Genomic DNA, 21,233 nt, shown 5'->3' on the forward strand with positions numbered 1-21,233 from the left:
CGGACCCTGTGGCTTAAGCTGGAGTTCCAACGGAATGTCGATGTCCTTGGCCGATGCACGCTATCTGTTCAATCGCGTGCTTGGCCTGATCCACCGCAGCGTCGCCAGCATGCGGACCCGCGGATGGCGCGCCACCTGGCAGCGCATCCGCGTGCACACGCAGGCGCCGCCGGTCGCGCTCGGCACGCCGCTGTGGTTGCCCGAGGCTGCGCCATTTGCGGCATTTGCGGTGCCGCATAGCGCCACGCCGCAGGTGACGGTGGTGATCCCGGTGTACAACCAGATCGCGCACACACTCGCCTGCCTGCGTGCACTGGCCGCGCATCCACCGGCACTGGGCATCGAGATCGTGGTGGTGGACGACGGCAGCAGCGACGCCACCGCTACCAATCTGCCGCACGTGCAGGGCCTGCACTACCACCAGCGCACACGCAACGGCGGCTTCATCGCTGCTTGCAACGACGGCGTTGGGCTGGCACGTGGCGACTACGTGGTGCTGCTCAATAACGACACCGTGCCGCAGCCGGGCTGGCTGGACCAGTTGATCGGCACCTTCACCGCGCATCCATCTGCCGGCCTGGTGGGCGCACAGCTGCTGTATCCGGACGGGCGCCTGCAGGAATCCGGCGGCGTGGTGTTCGGCGATGGCAGCGCCTGGAGCTACGGGCGCTTCGAGTCCGCTGAGGATCCGCGCTACGCCTACGTGCGGCAGATGGACTATTGCTCCGGCGCGGCGATCGCGCTGCCGCGGGCGCTGCTGCAGACCTTGGGTGGGCTGGATCGGCGCTACATGCCGGCGTATTACGAAGACACCGACCTGGCCTTCGCGGTACGTGCCGCAGGGCACAGCGTGCTGGTGCAGCCGGCAAGCGTGGTGGTGCATGACGAAGGCACCAGCAACGGCACCGACACCCGCACCGGCGTCAAGGCGTATCAGGTGCGCAACCGCAGCGTGTTCGCCGAAAAATGGCAGCAGGTGCTGCAGGCGCAGTTGCCGGTTGGCAGCGTCCCCGACCCCGCCAGCCTGCACCGCCACCAACGCCAGGTCCTCATCCTGGACGAATGCGTGCCGCAGCCGGACCGTGACTCCGGTTCGTTGCGGCAGTTCAACCTGATCCGCCTGTTGTGCGCCGAAGGCGCACACGTGGTGTTCGTGCCCACCCGTCGCGAGCATGCCGGCCGCCACACGCAGGCCTTGCAGCAACTCGGCGTGGAAGTCTGGTATGCGCCGTTCCTGGAAGGCATCGGCACCTGGCTGCGCACGCATGGCCCACGTTTCAGCGCGGTGCTGCTGGTGCGCCACCACGTCGCCCATGCCTGCATGCCACTGCTCAAGCGTTACGCGCCGCAGGCACGCACCTTGTTCGATACGGTGGATCTGCACTATCTGCGCGAGCGCCGTGGCGCCGAGCTAGCCGGCGACGCCAACCTGCTGCGCAGCGCCGAACGTACCCGCCTGCGCGAGCTGGAGATCATGGCGGCCACTGACGTGACGGTGCTGGTGTCGACGGCCGAGCAGGCGCAGCTGCACGCGGATGCACCGCAGATCCGCACCGCCCTGCTCTCCAATTTGCACGAGGTTGCCGGCAGCGGCCAGCCGTTCGCGCAGCGGCGCGATCTGGTGTTTGTCGGCGGCTTCCGGCATCCACCGAACGTGGATGCGGTGCAGTGGTTCATCAGTGCGATTTTTCCGCTGGTGCGCGCGCAGTTGCCGGACGTGGTGTTCCACTGCATCGGCGCCGACGTGCCCGCCGCGCTACAGTTACTGGCCGATGAAACGCCGGGCGTGCAGTTGCATGGGCACGTGCCGGATCTGGTGCCGTACATGGACACGCTGCGTCTCGCAGTGGCGCCGCTGCGCTTCGGTGCCGGCGTCAAGGGCAAGATCAACCTGAGCATGGCGCACGGCCAGCCAGTGGTGGGCACCACCTGCGCAGTGGAAGGCATGCACCTGCACGACGGCGAGGACGTGTGCGTGGCAGATGAAGCAGATGCGTTCGCCGCCGCCATCGTGCGCCTGTATCAGGACGCCGCGCTCTGGCAACGCCTGGCCGATAACGGCCTGCGCAACGTGGCGCAGCACTTTTCGCTGGATGCCGCACGCGCGACGGTCCGGACCTTGTTTATTGCCGAGTGAGGCGAAGGGGCGTGCATGCGCCGACTGGTGCACTGCATGGGCTCCTACAGACATCGCCTCAACCGATCATTCACTCAGCGCTCTTCACTCACCGCTTTGACGCGCCGGCTGAAGTCCGCCAATTCCGGCAACGAGGGATCCAACTGACGGGCCTCGTTCTGCGCGCGGCGCGCAAAGGCCGCGTCTTCCTGGCCCAACCGCTCGCTGCCCACCGCCACCCAGCGCTGCGCCAAACGCCGGCGCGCGCTCGCCAGAGCGTCGCCGGTGGGCATCAGGGCCTGCCAGGCATCCAGACAGCCGCGCGCGGCGCGTAGCCGGTTGTTGCGTAACTCGTCCTCGAAACAGCGCTGGCTGGCCGGCGCCACGCGTGCGGCAGCCTGCAGCACGCGCGGGTCGCGGGGTGCCAGCGCTTGTGCGGCGCGCACGGCGTCGTAGGCGCTGGCGCCAGGCGGCGTCATCCATTGCTGTTGCGCTTCGGCTTCGGCGACGCGTTGCAGCAGGCTGCGCAGGCGGCGTTCGCGCGCCCCCCGCGACAACCCGGATTCCGGCCCGCGCTGCGCATCGCGCGCACGCGCAATCGCCTGCTCGGCCGCGGCGATGGATGGGCCAGAGGGAACCAGATCGCGCGCCTGCTGCAGCGACTGTGTTGCCGCATCGAACTGAAAATCCGCGGCCTGCCGGGTGGCCTGCGCGGCATATTCGGCAGCAACCCTCTCCACGCCGCGTTGCGCCTGCGCATCGCCCGGCTCGGCAGCCAGCACGGCAGTGAAGTCGCGCACCGCAGGCGCCAGCCGACCACGCCGCAACAGCGTGTCGGCACGCTGCCGGCGCTGATCCAGCAGCCGGTGATACTGGCCCTCGGTCGAAGGAACATCGGCATGCCCGGCGTCGTAGCGCTTGGCCGCGGCCAGCAAGGCGGCCGCCTCGGCGAGTGCATCGCGGGCCAACGCGTGGCGGGCCTGTGCCAGCAGGTCGGTCAGCGCATCTTCGCGGCCTTCCAGGGCATCGGTGCGGTCCGGGGCCAGGGAGAGCACCCGCTGATACAACGGCAGTGCACTGTCGGGCGTGCCATCCAGGCGGCCATGCTGTTGCGCGGCGACGGCCTGGGCCACCAGCGCATCCAGGCCGGCCCGGCGCGCCTGCAGTTGCCGCAGGCGCAGCTCGACCGGCGCAATCTGCGCCTGCGGCACTTCCAGCGCGCGAGCCAACGCAACCCCGCGCTGGGCCGCCGGCACATCGCCCGCAGCCAGTGCCGCACGCGCCTGCACCACCGCGGCCGCACCGGTGCGGGCCAAGCCCTGCCGCGCTTCGCTACGGTCGCCGTCCAGTGCCAGTGCCGCGGCGAAGAATTCGCGCGCCCCGCCGCCATCGGCAGCACTCAATTGACCACGTGCCAGCGCCGCGTCGCCGCGTTGCAGGAGTTGCTGGATGCGGCTGTCCGGCCACAGCAGATCGGCCAGCGGGCGCCGGAACACGATGACACTCAGCAACAGGCACGCGGCGAGCACCAGCACCACGCGCCACAGCGCACGGCTGCGCAGCGGCGCCCAGAGGCGCGGCGATCTGGCCCAGCGCGGAAGCGGGAACATGCGGTGGCGTCCGTCCTTGGCGCGACCTGACGGGGACGCGTTCACCACGCAATGGTAGCCGCCCCGGCTGCGAAGACTGCGTGCGCTCAGCCCAGCCGGCGCACCTCGTTCACCCCGGGCAAGGCGTCCAGCTTGCCCAGCAGCGCCGAGAGCTGCTCGTAATCGCTCACTTTCAGGCGCAGCCGCAGTTGCGCGCGGCCACTGTCGCGCACGTTGTCGCTGTTGATTTCCAGCACGTGCGCATCTTCCTGTGCGATCAGGTTGGTGATGTCCTTGAGCAGCCAGCGCCGGTCCACCGCCCGCACCTGCACGTCCACCTCGTAACCGCTCCCGGCCTGGCCCCACTCCACCGGCAGCACCCGCTGCGGATGCGCGGCAGCCAGACGCGACAGCGCCACGCAGTCGGCCCGGTGCACGGTGATGCCGCGGCCACGCGTGAGATACCCGGCAATCGGCTCGCCCGCCACCGGGTGGCAGCAACGCGCCAGCTGCACCAGCAGATTGCCCACGCCCTGCACGGTGAATTTGGATTTGCCCAGCCCGTCGCGGCGCGCGGTCGGGCGCGGCGGCGCCGGGACGGCCGGCTGCGAGGCCGCACGCTCGGCTTCCAGCAGCGCGCGGCTGACCTGGTTGGGCCCGGTATCGCCCAGCGCCACCTGGATGTACAGGTCGTCGATGCTGTCGGCGTGGAACTTGCGCGTGGCCACGCTCAGATCGGCATGCTGCAGCCCCAGACGCTTGAGCTCGCGATCGAGCACATCCTTGCCGGCCTGCACGTTGCGGGCGCGGTCGAGCTTGTGAAACCAGGCACGTACCTTGTCGCGCGAGCGCCCGCTGGCCAGGAACCCGTTGGAGGCCAACAGCCAATCGCGGCGCGGGTCGGCTTCCTTGGCGGTCATGATTTCCACGCGGTCGCCGCTGCGCAGCCGGTAGGTCAGCGGCACGATGCGGTTGTTCACCCGCGCGCCGCGGCAGCGGTGCCCCACCATCGTGTGCACGTGGTAAGCGAAATCCAGCGGCGTGGCCCCTTGCGGCAGGTCGATCACCTCGCCCTTGGGCGTGAGCGCATAGACGCGGTCTTCGATCAGCTCCGCATCCAGCGCGCCAGCCAGTTCGCCGTGTTCGCCATCCTGCACCTGCTCCAGCAACTGCCGCATCCACAGGATCTTGCGATCGAACGCCTTTTCGGCGCCCTTGCCGCCTTCCTTGTACTTCCAGTGCGCAGCCACGCCCAGTTCGGCCTGGGCGTGCATCTCGTGGGTGCGGATCTGGATCTCGATGGTGCGCCCTTCCGGGCCCACCACCGCGGTATGCAGCGAGCGGTAATCGTTGGCCTTGGGCCGGGCGATGTAGTCGTCGAACTCGCTCGGCACCGGCGCCCACAGCGCGTGCACCGCACCCAGCGCGGCATAGCAGGCGGCCACGTCGTCCACCATCACCCGCACCGCGCGTACGTCGTAGAGCTGGTCGAAGGAAAGCCGCTTTTTCTGCATCTTCCGCCAGATGCTGTAGATGTGCTTCGGCCGCCCGCTGACATCCGCGCGCAGGCCCTGCTGTGCCAGCGCCGCCGACAGCGTGCGCTTGACCGCCTCGATGTAGCGCTCGCGCGCCACCCGGGTTTCGTCCACATCGCGGGCGATGCGCCGGTAGGTATCCGGTTCCAGGTGCCGGAACGCCAGATCCTCCAGCTCCCATTTGACCTGCCAGATCCCCAGCCGGTTGGCCAACGGTGCGTGGATGTCGCGGGTGAGCTGGGCCAGCGCGCGGCGTTCTTCCTCGCTCTGCCGGTCGGCCACGCGCATGCGCGCCAGCTGGCGGGCCAGCAGGATCGGCACCACACGCAGGTCGTGGATGATGGACAACAGCAGGCGGCGCAGGCCTTCACTGTTACGCCCCGCCTCGCGCCCGGCATGCAGCGCCCAGACCTGGTCGGCGGCATCCAGGCCATCCAGCAGCCCCTCCACCACGCCGCGCCGTTCCGCCGGCTGCCAGGGCAGCGTGGCGACACCTGGGCGTAGCGCCGGAATATCGAACAACAACGCGGCCACCAGGGTCGCTTCGTCGGCCGCCAGGTGCGCCAGGGCGTCCAGCGTGTCGGTGAGCAAGGCCCACGGCACGCTGTCTGCCTGCGCCGTTTCGGACGCTGCCCAGGCCTGGGCCAACGCATCGCGCAAGGCGGGCGCGATCGATGCGAGGGCGGGACGCTGCAGCACGGCATGCAGGCGATCGGGGGCGGAACTGGTCACAACGCTGGACACGAAGGCGGCAGGGACAGGGGGGCTGACAGCTACGGTAACGTGCGCGTCACCATCTCCACAACGCGTGTTTCTTGCGCCCTCACGCCTAAGAGTAGCCGCCGCGCTTACGCACGGTTCACCCGGCAACGCCTTGATTCGCAACCCATCGCGGCGCCAGGCCGGTGCAAAGCGCGACGTGGTCCAAGCTTTTTACATGCTCTTTACAACTGGCCCAAACCGCGTGCCTATGCTCCCTGCACGTCGTCGCGGCGCAATCTGCGCCGGCGTTACTCCAACCAACTGCGAGGTAGCCGATGAAGACCTGGAAGAAGCCTGTTGTACGTGAAGTCAATTGTGGCGCCGAGATCAACTGCTACGTTTCCGGCGAGTTCTGAGCGACCCTGCCGCCCTCCTTTCGATGCATGACCGGCTGCTGCCGGCAGACAGGTAACAGTTCTCCATGCGCATCATCGTTTTGGGATCGGCGGCCGGCGGTGGGTACCCGCAGTGGAATTGCCACACACCCGCGAGCCAGCGGGCGTGGCAGCAAGCGGACGGTGCCCAACGTCGTACCCAGGCCAGTATCGCCGTCAGTGCCGACGGCCAGCGCTGGGTCCTGATCAATGCCTCTCCCGATTTTCGCCAACAGATTCTCGCCACGCCCGCGCTATGGCCGCAACACGGCCTGCGGCACTCACCAATTGAGTCGGTGCTGCTGACCAGTGGCGAGATCGACCATATTGCCGGCCTGCTCTCGATGCGCGAAAGCCAACGCTTTTCGTTGCATGCCAGCAGCCGCGTGCTTGACCTGCTCGCGCAGAACCCGATCTTCGATGCGCTCAATCCGCAGTATGTGGATCGGTATCCGTTCGGGCTGAATACCCCGCTCACCCTGTGCGACCTGCAGCTGACGCCGTTCTCGGTTCCCGGCAAGGTGCCGTTGTTCATGGAATCGCGCAGCGGCGGCGACCTGGCCGGCTCCAACGAAGAGACGCTTGGGCTGACCATCGACGATGGCCACCACCGCGTGCACTACATTCCCGGCTGCGCGGCCATGACCGATGACCTGCGCGCGCGCCTGCATGGCGCCGAGCTGGTGTTCTTCGACGGCACGCTGTGGCGCGACGACGAAATGGTGCAACTGGGCGTGAGCCAGAAAACCGGCCAGCGCATGGGCCACATGAGCATCGACGGCGCCGACGGCACCCTGGCTGCGTTCGCGCAGCTGCAGGTGGCGCGCAAGGTTTTTATCCACATCAACACCACCAACCCCGTCCTCGACGCGCACTCGCCGGAGCACGCCGCCGTACGCGCGGCCGGCTGGGATGTGGCGCACGACGGTCTGGAGATTTCCCTGTGACTGCCCTGCTCTCGCCCGACCAGCTGGAGGCGGATCTGCGCGCGATCGGCGCGCGGCTGTATCACGACCAGCACCCTTTCCACGCACTGCTGCACCACGGCAAGCTCGATCGCGGCCAGGTGCAGGCCTGGGCGTTGAATCGTTTCGAATACCAGCGCTGCATTCCGCTGAAAGATGCGGCGATCCTGGCGCGGATGGAAGACCCCGCACTGCGCCGCATCTGGCGCCAGCGCATTCTCGACCACGATGGCAACAGCCCCAGCGATGGCGGCATCGCGCGTTGGCTGCACCTCACCGACGCACTGGGCCTGCCACGCGAGCTGGTCGAATCGGGCCGTGCCCTGCTGCCGGGCACGCGTTTCGCGGTGCAGGCCTATCTGCACTTCGTGCGCGAAAAGAGCCTGCTGGAAGCGATCGCCTCTTCGCTCACCGAGTTGTTTGCGCCCAACATCATCGGCCAACGGGTGGCCGGCATGCTGCAGCACTACGACTTTGTCTCGCCAGAAGCGTTGGCGTATTTCGAGCACCGCCTGACCGAAGCGCCGCGCGATTCGGATTTCGCGCTGGACTACGTCAAGCAACACGCCGACACCGTCGAAAAACAGCAGCTGGTGAAAGCCGCGCTACATTTCAAATGCTCAGTGCTATGGGCCCAGCTCGACGCACTGCACGTGGCCTACGTCAGCCCCGGCATTGCCTGGCCGGATGCGTTTGTGCCGGAGCGCGACAGCAAGCGGGCCGCCGCGTGAGCACCATCAGCCGCGACAGCTGCCCTGCGCTGCGTGCCGGCGTACGCCTGCAGCACGACCGCGCGCGTGACCAGTGGGTATTGCTGGCGCCCGAACGCGTGGTGGAGCTGGATGACATCGCACTGGTGGTGGCCCAGCGTTACGACGGGACGCAGTCGCTGGCGCAGATCGCGCAGACGCTGGCCGCCGAATTCGATGCCGATGCGAGCGAGATCGAGACCGACGTGATCGAACTCACCACCACCTTGCACCAGAAGCGCTTGCTGCGGTTATGAGCACTGTGCCGCCACCGCTGTCGGTACTGCTGGAGCTGACGCATCGCTGCCCGCTCGCCTGCCCGTATTGCTCCAACCCCATCGCGCTGGCGGCCTTGCGCGAGGAGATGGACACCGCTGGCTGGCGCTCACTGCTGGAACAGGCCGCCGAGATGGGCGTGCTGCAGGCGCATTTTTCCGGCGGCGAGCCGATGCTGCGCAAAGACCTGCCCGAACTGGTGGCGCATGCACGCGCGCTGGGCCTGTACAGCAACCTGATCACCTCCGGCGTGGCCGGCGGCGATCCGATGCTCGACCAATTGCAGGCCGCCGGCCTGGAACATGTGCAGCTCAGCGTGCAGGACGTGGACCCGGCCGGCGCCGACCACATTGCCGGCTACAGCAACAGCCTGTCCAAGAAACGCGCCTTCGCCGCCGCGGTGCGCGCGCGCGGCCTGCCGCTGACGCTCAACGCGGTGATCCACCGGCACAACGCCGAGCGCGTGCCCGGCATGATCGCGCTGGCGCTGGAATGGGGTGCCGAGCGCATTGAAGTGGCGCATACGCAGTACTACGGCTGGGGCCTGCGCAACCGTGCCGCCTTGATGCCGAGCCGCGAGCAGCTGGCCGCGACCATCGTGGCGGTGGAGACCGCGCGGCGCAGCCTTGGCGACCAGCTGGCCATCGACTTCGTCACCCCCGATTACTACGCACGCCAGCCCAAGCCCTGCATGGGCGGCTGGGCGCAGCGCTTCGTCAATATCTCTCCGCGTGGCGACGTGCTGCCGTGCCATGCGGCCGAAACCATCGACAGCCTGCAGTTCGACAACCTGCGCGATCGCTCGCTGGCCGATATCTGGAATCACGGCGAGGCGTTTGCGCGGTTCCGCGGCACCGCGTGGATGCCCGAGGTCTGCCAGGGCTGCCCGAAGCGGGAGATCGACTGGGGCGGTTGCCGCTGCCAGGCACTGGCCCTGGCCGGCGATGCCGCCACCCTGGACCCGGTCTGCGAACGCTCCCCGGCCCATGCCGGGATCCGCGCCACCGCCGAACGCGAGGCCGCATCGCCGGCACCGGACTTCATCTATCGCCGGCCGGAGCGTCCTGCCGCCGTCGCCGCCGAGGCCGCAATCAGCGACACCGAATGAGCCGCTGGCGGCACGCGGCCGAGCGTCTACACTAGCGGCCTCTCTCTCCGGGTTGCCTCCATGTCGTTCGCGCGCCGCGTTCCCCTCCTGGTTTGCCTGACCCTCGCCTTACACACCACGCCAGTCCTGGCGCAGCGCGCCGTGCAGGGCGACCTGCAGTCGCAGATGAGCGCCGAACAGTTCAAGGCCGCCGGCCTGGACAAGCTCGATCCCCGCGAACTCGCCGCGCTCAACGATTGGCTGCAAGGCAAGGTAGCCAAGGAAGCGGCGGTGGTGGTGGAGCAAGCCAAGGAAGCCGGCCGCCAGGAAGTGATCGTGAAAAATCGCGGCTTCTCCGATTTCGGCATCAAGGATCCGATTGAAAGCACGGTGGTCGGTGAATTCAGGGGCTTCTCCAAGGGCCGCACCTACACCCTCGCCAATGGGCAGGAGTGGGAGCAGACCGACAGCGTGACCTTGCCCGGCGTGCGCAAAGATTCGCCCAAGACCAAGATCAAGCCCGGCCTGATCGGCGTGTGGTACATGCAGATCGAGGGCTACAACACCCAGGCCAAGGTGCGCCGGGTCAAGTAAGCATTTGCGAGATGGGTGCCGGCGGCGGCGATTCAGTACCGGTCCCCCGGCGGGAGCACACCGCTCCCAAGCCCGCGCGCACAGCGGCGTCGCCTGCTGGCGCGCTGTACACGCCCTGGCCTGAAACTCATGCACGCCGCAGATGCGTGTGTGCTGCAGCGGGTTCGCACCGCCGGCCATCGCCGAGCAGCGCTGTGACATGCTGGCGCGCCTGCTCACTGCAGACCCGCTAGCCCCGCACCCTGCGTCTGGAGACATGCAATGACGTCCTTCGCTCGTCGCAGCGTTCTACTCCTCTCCCTGCTCGCTGCAGGGTCGGCCTGTGCGTCGCCCGCTACGCAGCGCTGCGCCACCGATCCCGCCGTTGGCTTTGGCGAGGCGTTGGTGTGTTACCACGATGCGGTGGAGGCGCAGCCGCTGAGCTACCGGCGTACTGCCACCAGCAGCGTGGCCGGAGTCGAACGCCGCGACTATCTGCTGACCTCGCAGGACTGGTCACCGGAAGACCTGGTCCAGCCGGCCAGCTGGCAGCACGACGTCGCGCTCTATGTGCCGCCCGATGCCCTGCCCACGCGTGCGCTGCTGATCTCCAGCAACGGCACGCGCCAGCCCGTCGATGGTGGCCCGGCGCAGCCATCCAGTGAACTGGCCCCCGAGGCGATCGCGGCCCTGGCGCAGCGCACGCGCACCGTGGTGATCGTGCTGAGCGACCTCCCCAGCCAGGCGCTGACCTATCGCGATGACGGCACCGCACGCCGCGAAGACGACAGCGTTGCGCACACCTGGTCGCTGTTTATGAAAGCGCCGGCGCAGCGCAAGACCTTGCCGCTGCATGTTCCGATGGCCGCGGCGATCGCGCGCACCATGAGCCTGGCCGAACGCGAACTGGCGCCGCTGCGGATTCACCGTTTCATCCTGGCCGGCGCGTCCAAGCGCGGCTGGGCCAGCTGGCATGCGGCCATCGCCGATCAACGCGTGGAGGCCGTGGCGCCCTTCGTGATCGACATCCTGAACATGCCGGCCGTGCTCACGCACATGGCCAAGGTCTATGGCGGGAACTGGCCGGTGGCGTTCAACGCCTACGCCAAGGAAGGCATTACCAACCAGCTCACCACGCCTGCGTTTGCGCAGCTGGTACAGATCCAGGACCCCCTGCAGTACCTGCACACGCGCTACCGCAAACGGCTGTCCGTGCCCAAGTACATCGTCAATGCCAGTGGCGATGACTTCTTCGTGCCAGACAACACGCAGTTCTTCTACGACGCACTGCCCGGCGCCAAGGCCCTGCGCGTGGTGCCCAATGCATCGCACGGTGGCATCCGCGCATCGGTGGTGGATACGCTGGTGCCGTTCGTCAACCGGCTGCAGCAGCAGCGCCCGCTGCCGGACTTGCGCGGCAGCCTGCGTGGTGGCGCAACGCCCGCGATCCGCGTGCGTTCCAGCGAGCGCCCGGTGCAGGTGAAGGTATGGAGCGCGAGTAACCCGCAGGCGCGTGACTTCCGCTTTGCCTGCGGCATCCGTTACACCGCCACGGCGGTGACCTGGAAGCGCGGTGCGGTGACGGTTCCGGTGCAAATTCCTGACGCCGGCTGGCGCGCCTATTTTGTGGAAGCCACCTACGCAGACGGTTTTGTCGCCACCAGCCAGACCTATGTACTGGGCAAGCAGGACTACCCGACCCAGGTGCCGCCCTCGGACAACGCCGCCTGCCGGACCTTGCCTGCGGTCGCGCCGCCGCCCGCCACCTGAGCACGCCGGCAGGACTTGGTCGCTGGAGCAGGACAGGAACTGGCCTGGGCGTCCCTCATGGCCGCCTTCGACCGTCGCGATAGACCCCAGCCGTGGGTGCCACACCGCAGGCACAACGATGTCATGCACGGCCGTTAGATCCCTGCAAACGATTGGTATGGCTTCGACAGTTTGCGCAATGAACTCCGCACAAAGCCCATCACGGAGCTGTTTTTGCGCTTGAGCCTGTCAACAAGATCGATCCAACCCGACTGGACCATTGACAGCGTTGTCATCGGCTCCTAAACAGGCCACTACGCGCTGACGGCATCGGCCGATCCAGGCGTCCCAGAGGACTGACCGTGGCTGCGACCTCGCACTCTGCTTGCGCTTCTGCCCTGCCCGTTGTCCCCGCTCCCACCACGTTTCTGGCTGCCGATGTTGGCGGCACGCATGTGCGTGTCGGACGGGTCTCGCAGGGCGCGGATGCGCCGATCGAGCTCTCGCAGTACCGCACCTACCGCTGCGCCGACCATGCCAGCCTGGACGCGATCCTGGCTGATTTCCTGCGCGACAGCCGCGCCGTCGATGCAGTGGTAATCGCCAGCGCCGGTGTCGCACTGGACGACGGCCGCTTCATCAGCAACAACCTGCCCTGGACCATCGCGCCGCGTCAGTTGCGCGACACGCTCGGCGTGCGTGCAGTGCATCTGGTCAACGACTTCGAAGCAGTGGCCTATGCCGCGCCGCAGATGGAACAGCGTGCGGTGGTGCAATTGAGCGGCCCCACGCCGCGGCATGCGCAGCCCGGTGGCCCGATCCTGGTGGTCGGCCCGGGCACCGGGCTGGGCGCTGCGGTGTGGATCAACGGACCGCACCAGCCGAGCGTGCTCGCCACCGAAGCCGGCCAGGTTGCACTGGCCAGCAATGACCCCGACACCGCGCAGCTGCTACGCATCCTGGCGCGCGACGCATCCTATCTGCCGATCGAGCATGTGCTCTCCGGCCCCGGGTTGCGCAACCTGTATCTGGCCCTGTGCGAACTGCATGCGGCCACGCCCATCCACCCGTTGCCCGCCGACATCACCCACGCCGCGCTCCACAGCGACGATGCACTGGCGCGGCGGTGTCTGGAGCTGTTCTGCGCGCTGCTCGGCAGCGCGGTCGGCGACATGGCGCTGGCGTACGGCGCCTCCGGCGGCGTGTATCTGGCCGGCGGCATCCTGCCGAGCATCGGCCAGTTTCTGGCTGCGAGTGATTTCCGCGAACGCTTCCTCGCCAAGGGCCGCATGCGCCCAGTGCTGGAGCGCATTCCGGTCAAGTTGGTCGAACACGGGCAACTCGGCGTGCTCGGCGCGGCCAGCTGGTATCTGCAACACCACACCGAGGTGTCGTAAGCGATCCACCACTCGCGTCTCCCAACCGCGAGCGGCGTGTACCCCCGTGCATCCGGCGAGCGCAGGCCCGCCGTCCATCCCTGTTGCGTGATGAGGAGAGACATCATGAAATACCGCACTTCGCTGCTGTCCAGCGCCATTGGCATGTCGCTGGTGTTCGCCGCCCAGGCACAGCAGACGACCGACCCACAGGCCACCGAACTGGATGCCGTGCAAGTGGTTGGCATCCGCGCCAGCCTGGAAAAATCGCTGGACACCAAGCGTAACAACACCGGCATTTCCGAAGCGATCACCGCCGAGGACATCGGCAAGTTCCCCAGCACCAACGTGGCCGAAGCGCTGTCGCAGATTCCCGGCGTCACCCTGGACCGTCGCTTTGGCCAGGGCGAGCGCGTCAGCATCGATGGCACCGACCCCAGCCTCAATCTCTCCTTTCTCGACGGCCACCCGGTGGCGCAGGCAATCTGGCTCTACGGCGAACAGCCCAGCCGCGGTTTCGATTACACCTTGCTAGCACCGCAAATCCTAGGGCGTGCGGAAATCATCAAGTCCTCCGAAGCACGTCTAACCGAAGGCAGCCTGGGTGGCACCGTGCTCATGCACACGCGCCAGCCGCTCGACCTGAAGGCCAACGAGGTGGCCGCTTCCATCGGCTATAGCTACAGCGACCAGGCCAGCCAGGGCAAGCCGAATGCGGCGCTGCTGTACAGCTGGAAAAATCCGGCAGAGACCTTCGGCGTCACCGTCTCCGCGCAGCACTACGAAGAACGCGTGGACCGGCGCGGCATGGAAGTGTTCGGCTATGCACCGGCCAGCACCTTCGCCAATGCAGCCGGCGGCGTGCCGGCCGATGCGGACGTGCCCAACTCGATCAACGCCGCGTGGTTCCAGCAGGACCGCGAACGCGACAGCGCCGTGGTCAACCTGCAGCTCAAGCCCAGCGATGCGCTGGAGTTCAATCTCAGCGGCCTGTACATCAGCGAAAACTTCGACAACTACAACCAGTCGATGTACAGCTTTCTCACCTGGAATGCAGGCACCGTTGGCGCGGTGGACCAGCTGGGTGGCGTGCGCAATGGCGTGGTCACCAGCGGCCATTCCAGCGCCAACGCCGACCCCTTGGGCGGCACGGTGATCTACGACAACAACGTGCGCGAATCGGAAGTGACCACCAAAGGGCTAGACCTGCGCGGCGCCTTCAGCGGCGAGGGTTGGGGTCTCAACGGGCAGGTGGGCCAAAGCAAGTCCGAAAACAAGGATCTCTCGCAGTATTTCATCGAGCCGTTCTACAACGGCGGCTTCAGCTGGGACACGCGCCGCGGCATCCGTTTCGATGACCCGGCCGCTGCACGCGACCCGGCCAACTGGGGCTCGGCCGGCGGCTGGTTCGGCAACAACGGCATCTTCTCCACCGAGAGCAAGGACACTTACGGCCAGCTGGATTTCAACCTGCAATTCGATGGCGTGTTCAATCAGCTGCTGCTGGGCGTGCGCCACGGCAAACACGACGAGCGCTTCGAGCTCAACGTCTATGGCGGCGTCACGCCGGGCACGCTGGCCGATGTGGGCACGATCGGCCTGACCGACCTGCAAGGTTTCTACCCGGACCACGGGCAGCATGTGCAGGCCGGCCGCGGCAATGTGCTCAACTGGATCCGCAACAGCCCGGTGGATTACAGCGCGCCGGATCCGGCCAGCTATCTCAATAACAGCTGGGCGCTGGAGCAGACCAACAACGCCGCCTACGCACAGGTGAACTTCTCCAGCGGCGGCCTGCGTGGCAACCTCGGTGTGCGCTACGTGGACTCCAAGACCGAAGGCAGCGGGTTCGTCTATAGCGGCACCCCGTCGTTGGCCAACGCCGACAGCCTGTGGCAGACGCGCACGCGCAAGGAAGACTTCCTGCTGCCATCGCTCACGCTGTCGTATGACACCAGCGACGACTGGGTGTTCCGCTTTGCCGCGGCCAAGGTGATTGCCTGGGCGCCGTACAACCAGATGGTCAACAACACCTTCCTCAACGACACCACACTGACCGGCAGCGGTGGCAACGCGGAGCTATCGCCGTACGAATCGTGGAACTTCAATCTGTCGGCGGAGTATTACTTCGCGCCGCAGTCGGTGGTGGCCTGGTCGGTGTTCTACAAGAAGATCGACAACTACATCGACACCAGCGCCAGCGTGGAGCGGCAATACAACGCCCTGCGCGACACCGCGCCGCAAAGCTGGGCGCAGCTGATCGGCAGCAATGGCTGCACCGCCGACGGCTATTGCGACTACAGCATCCAGCGGCCACGCAACGCTGGCGATGGCAAGGTCAAGGGATTCAACCTTTCCTTCCAGCAGCCGTTCGGCGACAGCGGCTTCGGTCTGACTGCCAATTACACCTATGCCAATGGCGAAAACAACACCGGCGACCCGCTGCCCTACCAGTCGCGCAACAGCGTGGCGTTCTCGCCGTACTACGAAAAAGGCCCGCTCAACGCCCGCCTGACCTACAACTGGCGTGACAGTTACCTGGCCGGCGGTTACGTGGCCGGTGCCGCGCCCGCCAGCGTGGACGACTACGCCGAACTCGGCGCCAGCGTGGGCTATGCGTTCAGCCCGAACTGGTCGCTGCAGATCGATGCGCAAAATCTGCTCGACGAGGAATACCTGCAGTATCTCGGCGACAAGGAGCATCTGGCCGGGCGCTACAAGAGTGGCCGTCGTTACATGGCGACCCTGCACCTGAAGTTCTGACCTGCCGCATGCCAGGGCGCCGGGAGCAATGCAGCAGCCCCCGGCGCCGTGGTGTTAGTGGATCAGTAGGACCTGCACGGCGCTGCGGTGTCGAAGCTGCGCTCTACGGTTGAGGCCTGTGGAGTGGACAGCGGCACATGTAATAACGCGCATCGCACGCCAACATCCGCAGACTCACGCGCACGAAACCGGGCGGCAAGGCGACGCCTCGCAGGCAGCGGCAACCCGCCGCCATCTGCCAGCGCGCGCCTTACCCTCGCAAGGCCGCCACGCGTTGCGACAACTTCTTCGCCGAGACGCCGGATTTGGCGCCCAGCTCCTGCGCAAACACCGACACCCGCAGTTCTTCCAGATCCCAGCGCAGCGCCTGCCAATCCGGGTGCTGTTGCAGCCCACGCGCCGCGGCGTCGTTGAGTGCATCCACGAACGGCTTGAGCTCGAGCATGCGTGCCTGGTCGCGCGCGGGGTCGCGCTTGGCGCGTTCGGTGCGCAGGATCATCGCCTTGAGATAGCGCGGATAATTGGCCAGCGCATCGGCCGGCGTGTCGCGCAGGAACCCGGCGTGCACCAGCGCGCGCAGCTGCTGTTCCATGTCATCCAGATTGCCACGCGCCCAGCCCATCAACGGCGCTTCCAGTAAAGGCTTGAGTTCGGCCACCGCGCCGAGAATGCTCTCTGCCAGCGTCAACCGTGCCATTGCTTCGCCAAACAGCCGCTTGACCGCATCCTCGCGGCGCTGTGCGAACGCGGCAGGTTCGCGGATCGCGCCCAGCCCCTCGGCCAGCACCGCATTGAGCGCCGCATCGACCAGATCGCCGCGCAGGCGCTCCTGCGATTCGATCGCCGCATACAACAGCCCCGTCTTGGGCGACACCGGCAGCTGCTTGCGCGCCTGCTTGATCTTGTCGGCCAAGGCAATTTCCAGCAGCCGGCGCACACCACGCGGATGCGCACGCAGCGCTTCGTTGCGGTCGGCAAAGATCCGTAGCGCGGCATCCTCGCCCTGATCCACTAACGCCGGATACGCAGGCACGCCCGCTTCCCCGGCCACCTGTTCGGGGATCGGCGTGGCCGGGAAATCGCGCAGCCCTTCCGCCGCCAGCGCGCGTCCTGCACGCGCGGCAAAGGCCTGCCCGGCACGCTCGCCAAAGCGCGCACGTAAGCCCTCCAGATCGCGCGATTCGGCCAGCACCCTGCCGTCCTCGTCACGCAGCCGCAGGTTCATCAGCAAGTGCGTGTCCAGCGCTTCTTCATCGAAATCCAGCGCCGCCACCGGCGCACCGGTGGCCTTGCTCAAAAAGCGCGCCAGCTCGCCGCGCATATCGTCCGCCGATGGCGTGCTGAAGGCCTCGTAGAACGCGCGGCCGTAATCCGGCGCCGGCACGTAATTGCGGCGCTGCGCCTTGGGCAGGCTGCGGATCAGTGCCGACGCCTTGTCGGCCACAAACCCGGGTGCCAGCCACGACAACCGCGACGGATCCAGCGCATTGAGCAGATGCAACGGCACCTCGAGCGTCACGCCATCGTCGATAGCCCCCGGCTCGAAGCGGTACTGCAACGGCAACCGCGCATCGCCCAGCGCGAAATACTTCGGGAACCGGTCCGCCTCGCTGCCTTCGCCGGGCAGCAGATCGTTCAACGACCAATGCAGGCTGCGGCGCTTGTCGGCAGGCAAGGTCTTCCACCACGCATCCAGGCCGCTGGCCGAATGCAGCTCGGCCGGAATGCGGTCCAGATACCAGCGCGCCTGCCAGTCTTCGTCGGCCACGATGCCGGCGCGGCGCAGCTTGGCTTCCTCTTCGCGCGCCTGTTCCAGCACCTTGAGGTTATCGGCGACAAACGCCGCACGCGTGTTGATTTCGCCCGGCACCAGGCCCTGCCGCACGAACAGGTCGTGCGAGGTGGCAGGGTCGATCTTGCCGAAGTGCACCGGCTTCTTGGGCGCCAGCACCAGGCCGAACAGACTGATCTGCTCGGAGGCCACCACCTGCCCTTGCGCGCGCGACCAGTGCGGGTCGAAATGCTTGCGTGCCAGCAAGTGCGGCAACTCGGCAATGGCCCAGTCCGGCTCGATCGCCGCATTGGTCATGCCCCACACCTTCTGGGTGTCGAGCAAGGTCGCCGCAAGAATCCACGGTGGCGGCTTGCGTGCCAACGCGGAGCCGGGAAACGGCACGAAACGGCGCTGCCGCGCGGCCAGGTAATCGCCTTTTTCAGTGCGGTGGCCAATCTGCGTCGGCAGGCCCGCCAGCAGTGCGCGATGTAATGCCTGGTAGGCGGCAGCACGTTCGCGCTCGGTAGTGCGCACCGCCGCGTCGGTGGCATCGGCAGGTGGGCTCTTTGCAGCCGCCGCCTTCCCCTGTGCGGGCGGCGCCGCCGGATCCGGCTTGCCTTCGCGCGCCAGCCGCGCGGCACGGTGCAGCTGCCCGCGGGTGGCGCGGTGCGCCTGCCCATCCTCGCGCACCGGCGCGCTGGCACCGGCAAGCAGCGGCGCCAGCATCGCGCCGGCCGGCTCTTCACTCCAGCCCAGTTCTTCGCACAGCAAGCGCAACTGGCGGTGCAGTTCGCGCCACTCGCGCATGCGCAGGAAGCCGAGAAAATGCCGGCCGCACCAATCGCGCAACTTGGACTGGGTGAGGTCTTCATGCACCTGCCGGTAGGCGTCCCACAGGCGCAGGATGCCGACGAACTCCGAGCGCGCATCGGCAAACAGCGCATGCGCGTTATCGGCGGCTTCGCGCGCTTCCGGCGGGCGCTCGCGCGGATCCTGGATACCCAGGAACGCGGCAATGATGATCATCTCGCGTAGGCAACCGTGCTGTTGCGCGGCCACCAGCATGCGCGCCAGTTTGACGTCCACCGGCAGGCGCGCCATCTGCCGGCCGATCGCCGTCAGCCGCCGCTCCACATCGATCGCACCGAGCTCCAGCAGCTGCTGCCAGCCATCGGCCACGGCGCGTTCGTCCGGCGCTTCCAGGAACGGAAACTCCTCGATGCGCCCCAGCCCCAACTGCAGCATGCGCAGGATCACGCCCGACAACGAAGCGCGCCGGATTTCCGGGTCGGTGAAGGCCGGGCGCGCGGCGAAATCCGCCTCCGCGTACAGCCGGTAACAGATGCCCTCGGCGATACGCCCGCAGCGGCCCATGCGCTGGTTGGCGCTGGCCTGCGAAATCGGCTCGATATGCAGCCGGTCCAGCTTTTGCCGCGGGCTGTAGCGCTTGACGCGCGCATAGCCCGGATCCACCACGTAGCGGATGCGCGGCACCGTCAGCGAGGTCTCGGCCACGTTGGTGGCCAGCACCAGGCGCCGGCGCGGGCCCGGGTTGAACACGCGGTCCTGGTCGGCCGCCGACAGCCGCGCGTACAGCGGCACCACTTCGGTCTCGCGGTATTTGCGCCGCTCCAGCGACTGGTGCGCATCGCGAATCTCGCGCTCGCCCGGCAGAAACATCAGCACATCGCCACGCGGGTCGATGCGGGTGATCTCGTCGATTGCCGCCACGATGGCGTCGTTGACGGTGCGTTCGCCATCGCGCCCACCATCGCCGGCATCGCCGTCGCCAGACTCGCCTTCGAGCGGGCGGTAGCGCACCTCCACCGGGAAGGTGCGGCCTTCCACGTTGATCACCGGCGCATCATCGAAATGCCGCGAGAACCGCTCGGTGTCGATGGTGGCGGAGGTGACGATCAGCTTGAGGTCGGGGCGCTTGCGCAGCAGCTGCTTGAGATAGCCCAGCAGGAAGTCGATGTTGAGGCTGCGCTCATGCGCTTCGTCCACGATGATGGTGTCGTAGGCGGACAACCACCGGTCGCTGGCGATCTCCGCCAGCAAAATGCCGTCGGTCATGAACTTGATGCGCGAGTCCTCACCCACGCGATCGGTGAAGCGCACCTGGAACCCCACCGTGGTGCCCAACGGGGTGTTGAGTTCTTCAGCCACGCGCGCGGCCACCGCGCGCGCAGCGATACGCCGCGGCTGCGTGCAGCCGATCATGCCGGCCGCACCCCGCCCGGCTGCCAGGCACAGCTTGGGCAATTGGGTGGTCTTGCCCGAACCGGTCTCACCGGCAATCACCACCACCGGATGGTCACGGATGAGCGCGATGATGCGATCGGCTTCGCGCGCGATCGGCAGTTGCGTATCCAGCGTGATCGCCGGCTGCTGCGCGGCACGCGCCTGCCGTTGCGCCTGCGAGGCGGCCAGCGCCTGTTCGAAGGCCTGGCGCAGCTGCGGGTTGCCGGGCTTGCCTTGCCAGCGCGACCATAGGCCCAGCAAACGGCCACGATCGCGGCTCATGGCAGCATCTACGGCGCCGCGGCGCTCGCGCAACGTGGTGGCGAGGTCAGTGTCGATAGCGCTCATCGATGGAAAAATGTGAAAGATTGAATGACAAGTGATCCTTTAGCCTGTCTATTGTGACGCCATATCAGTTCCTAAGGAGGACCATCCATGTCCAAGAAGAAGAACGCAGCAAACAAACCCGCGGCTCCCACTGACGCGTTGCCGGTCGCCGCTCCCTCGGCGCCACACATCGATATCGGGATCAAGGATGCCGATCGCAAGCAGATCTCCGACGGCCTGGCCCGCTACATGGCCGACGCGTTCACGCTGTACCTGAAGACCCACAACTTCCATTGGAACGTCACCGGGTCGATGTTCAACTCGCTGCACACCATGTTCGAAACCCAGTACACCGAGCAGTGGGGCGCGCTGGATGAAGTGGCCGAGCGCATCCGCGCCCTGGGCTACAACGCACCGGGTTCGTACCGCGAATTCGTGGCGCTGACCTCGATCCCGGAAGAGCCGGGCCTGAGCGATAGCGCCGACTGGCGCGAGATGGTCCGCCAGCTGGTCAGCGGCAACGAAGCGGTCTGCCGCACCGCCCGCAAGGTGCTGGGCACCGCCGACGACGCCGGCGACGACCCGACCGTGGACCTGCTGACCCAGCGTCTGCAGACCCACGAAAAGTACGCCTGGATGCTGCGCTCGCTGCTGCAGTAAACCCTTCAGGCGTAGCCTCCACGGGTTTGTCCAAGGTTTCGCCAAAGGCGCAACCTTGAGCCCTGCTCAACCTTGCGCCCCTGCGCAGTTGCCTACCACCGGTAAGCAATGCTGGACACTAAACCCCTCTCCCGCCGGGAGAGGGGTTGGGGTGAGGGTACGGAGCGAAGCCCTGGCCGTCGCACCCGCACCCGCTGCCTGACATCTCTTGCGCCACGCGTAAGCGCTCAGCTGCATCCGCGAACGTATTCGTCTACCGCATCCACCACGTCGCGGCGATCCCCGACATACCACTGCGCAACACCGCCAGCGTG

At 67.1% G+C, this 21,233-nt stretch carries 14 protein-coding genes; 11 read left to right on the forward strand and 3 right to left on the reverse strand.

The features are described from left to right. Positions 1-34: 34 nt before the first annotated feature. The gene (locus tag ACCQ01_RS16280) at positions 35-2,137 is read left to right on the forward strand and encodes a glycosyltransferase (RefSeq protein ID WP_228431937.1); all 2,103 of its coding nucleotides are present in this window, start codon (positions 35-37) and stop codon (positions 2,135-2,137) included. A 74-nt stretch (positions 2,138-2,211) separates the two neighbouring features. On the opposite strand, the gene ACCQ01_RS16285 is transcribed toward ACCQ01_RS16280, so the two are convergent. Together ACCQ01_RS16285 and ACCQ01_RS16290 are read right to left on the reverse strand one after the other, a co-directional pair. Further along, entirely contained in the window at positions 2,212-3,726 is a 1,515-nt protein-coding gene (locus ACCQ01_RS16285; RefSeq protein WP_228431935.1) for a hypothetical protein, read from the reverse strand. An 86-nt stretch (positions 3,727-3,812) separates the two neighbouring features. Beyond that, positions 3,813-5,972: a RelA/SpoT family protein gene (locus ACCQ01_RS16290; RefSeq protein ID WP_181920827.1), complete on the reverse strand. Its 2,160-nt coding sequence runs from the start codon at positions 5,970-5,972 to the stop codon at positions 3,813-3,815. A 305-nt stretch (positions 5,973-6,277) separates the two neighbouring features. Between ACCQ01_RS16290 and pqqA the strand changes: the two genes are divergently transcribed. From pqqA to ACCQ01_RS16335, 9 genes are all read left to right on the forward strand, one after another. Then, positions 6,278-6,358 (forward strand): pyrroloquinoline quinone precursor peptide PqqA, encoded by an 81-nt coding sequence (gene pqqA / locus ACCQ01_RS16295; protein ID WP_002812057.1) that lies wholly within the window; start codon positions 6,278-6,280, stop codon positions 6,356-6,358. A gap of 65 nt (positions 6,359-6,423) precedes the next feature. Next, positions 6,424-7,323, forward strand: a complete 900-nt coding sequence (gene pqqB, locus ACCQ01_RS16300) for a pyrroloquinoline quinone biosynthesis protein PqqB (protein ID WP_228431933.1) — start codon at positions 6,424-6,426, stop codon at positions 7,321-7,323. After that, positions 7,320-8,072: a pyrroloquinoline-quinone synthase PqqC gene (pqqC, locus tag ACCQ01_RS16305; protein ID WP_228431931.1), complete on the forward strand. Its 753-nt coding sequence runs from the start codon at positions 7,320-7,322 to the stop codon at positions 8,070-8,072. The genes pqqB and pqqC overlap by 4 nt, the downstream gene beginning before the upstream one ends. Continuing rightward, positions 8,069-8,347 (forward strand): pyrroloquinoline quinone biosynthesis peptide chaperone PqqD, encoded by a 279-nt coding sequence (gene pqqD, locus ACCQ01_RS16310; protein WP_011038062.1) that lies wholly within the window; start codon positions 8,069-8,071, stop codon positions 8,345-8,347. Before pqqC ends, pqqD begins: the two co-directional genes overlap by 4 nt. Then, positions 8,344-9,474 carry a pyrroloquinoline quinone biosynthesis protein PqqE gene (gene pqqE / locus ACCQ01_RS16315; protein ID WP_228431929.1) on the forward strand — a complete coding sequence of 377 codons (1,131 nt, stop codon included), beginning with the start codon at positions 8,344-8,346 and terminating at the stop codon, positions 9,472-9,474. The genes pqqD and pqqE overlap by 4 nt, the downstream gene beginning before the upstream one ends. 60 nt (positions 9,475-9,534) lie before the next feature. After that, on the forward strand, positions 9,535-10,047 hold the full coding sequence (locus ACCQ01_RS16320; RefSeq protein ID WP_228431927.1) for a hypothetical protein: 513 nt from the start codon (positions 9,535-9,537) through the stop codon (positions 10,045-10,047). Positions 10,048-10,308: 261 nt separating this feature from the next. Then, positions 10,309-11,796, forward strand: coding sequence for a PhoPQ-activated pathogenicity-related family protein (locus ACCQ01_RS16325; RefSeq protein ID WP_228431925.1), 1,488 nt, complete (start codon positions 10,309-10,311; stop codon positions 11,794-11,796). Between the two features lie 341 nt (positions 11,797-12,137). Next, positions 12,138-13,172, forward strand: a complete 1,035-nt coding sequence (locus tag ACCQ01_RS16330) for a glucokinase family protein (protein ID WP_228431924.1) — start codon at positions 12,138-12,140, stop codon at positions 13,170-13,172. 105 nt (positions 13,173-13,277) lie between these two features. Further along, positions 13,278-15,914, forward strand: coding sequence for a TonB-dependent receptor (locus ACCQ01_RS16335; protein ID WP_228431922.1), 2,637 nt, complete (start codon positions 13,278-13,280; stop codon positions 15,912-15,914). A 250-nt stretch (positions 15,915-16,164) separates the two neighbouring features. Here the strand turns inward: ACCQ01_RS16335 and hrpA are convergent, their stop codons facing one another. Continuing rightward, positions 16,165-20,280, reverse strand: coding sequence for an ATP-dependent RNA helicase HrpA (hrpA, locus tag ACCQ01_RS16340; protein WP_228431920.1), 4,116 nt, complete (start codon positions 20,278-20,280; stop codon positions 16,165-16,167). Between the two features lie 87 nt (positions 20,281-20,367). Between hrpA and ACCQ01_RS16345 the strand changes: the two genes are divergently transcribed. Further along, entirely contained in the window at positions 20,368-20,919 is a 552-nt protein-coding gene (locus ACCQ01_RS16345; RefSeq protein WP_011038069.1) for a Dps family protein, read from the forward strand. The last annotated feature ends 314 nt before the right edge of the window (positions 20,920-21,233 follow it).

It is taken from the genome of Xanthomonas sp. NCPPB 4037 (assembly GCF_041475695.2).
Lineage (GTDB): Bacteria > Pseudomonadota > Gammaproteobacteria > Xanthomonadales > Xanthomonadaceae > Xanthomonas > Xanthomonas campestris.

Excerpts from the sequence above, each read along its gene's own strand:
- ACCQ01_RS16280 (WP_228431937.1), top strand. The coding sequence starts at position 35 with ATGTCGATGTCCTTGGCCGATGCACGCTATCTGTTCAATCGCGTGCTT.
- ACCQ01_RS16285 (WP_228431935.1), bottom strand. The coding sequence starts at position 3,726 with ATGTTCCCGCTTCCGCGCTGGGCCAGATCGCCGCGCCTCTGGGCGCCG.
- pqqA (WP_002812057.1), top strand. The coding sequence starts at position 6,278 with ATGAAGACCTGGAAGAAGCCTGTTGTACGTGAAGTCAATTGTGGCGCC.
- pqqB (WP_228431933.1), top strand. The coding sequence starts at position 6,424 with ATGCGCATCATCGTTTTGGGATCGGCGGCCGGCGGTGGGTACCCGCAG.
- pqqE (WP_228431929.1), top strand. The coding sequence starts at position 8,344 with ATGAGCACTGTGCCGCCACCGCTGTCGGTACTGCTGGAGCTGACGCAT.
- ACCQ01_RS16320 (WP_228431927.1), top strand. The coding sequence starts at position 9,535 with ATGTCGTTCGCGCGCCGCGTTCCCCTCCTGGTTTGCCTGACCCTCGCC.
- ACCQ01_RS16325 (WP_228431925.1), top strand. The coding sequence starts at position 10,309 with ATGACGTCCTTCGCTCGTCGCAGCGTTCTACTCCTCTCCCTGCTCGCT.
- ACCQ01_RS16335 (WP_228431922.1), top strand. The coding sequence starts at position 13,278 with ATGAAATACCGCACTTCGCTGCTGTCCAGCGCCATTGGCATGTCGCTG.
- hrpA (WP_228431920.1), bottom strand. The coding sequence starts at position 20,280 with ATGAGCGCTATCGACACTGACCTCGCCACCACGTTGCGCGAGCGCCGC.
- ACCQ01_RS16345 (WP_011038069.1), top strand. The coding sequence starts at position 20,368 with ATGTCCAAGAAGAAGAACGCAGCAAACAAACCCGCGGCTCCCACTGAC.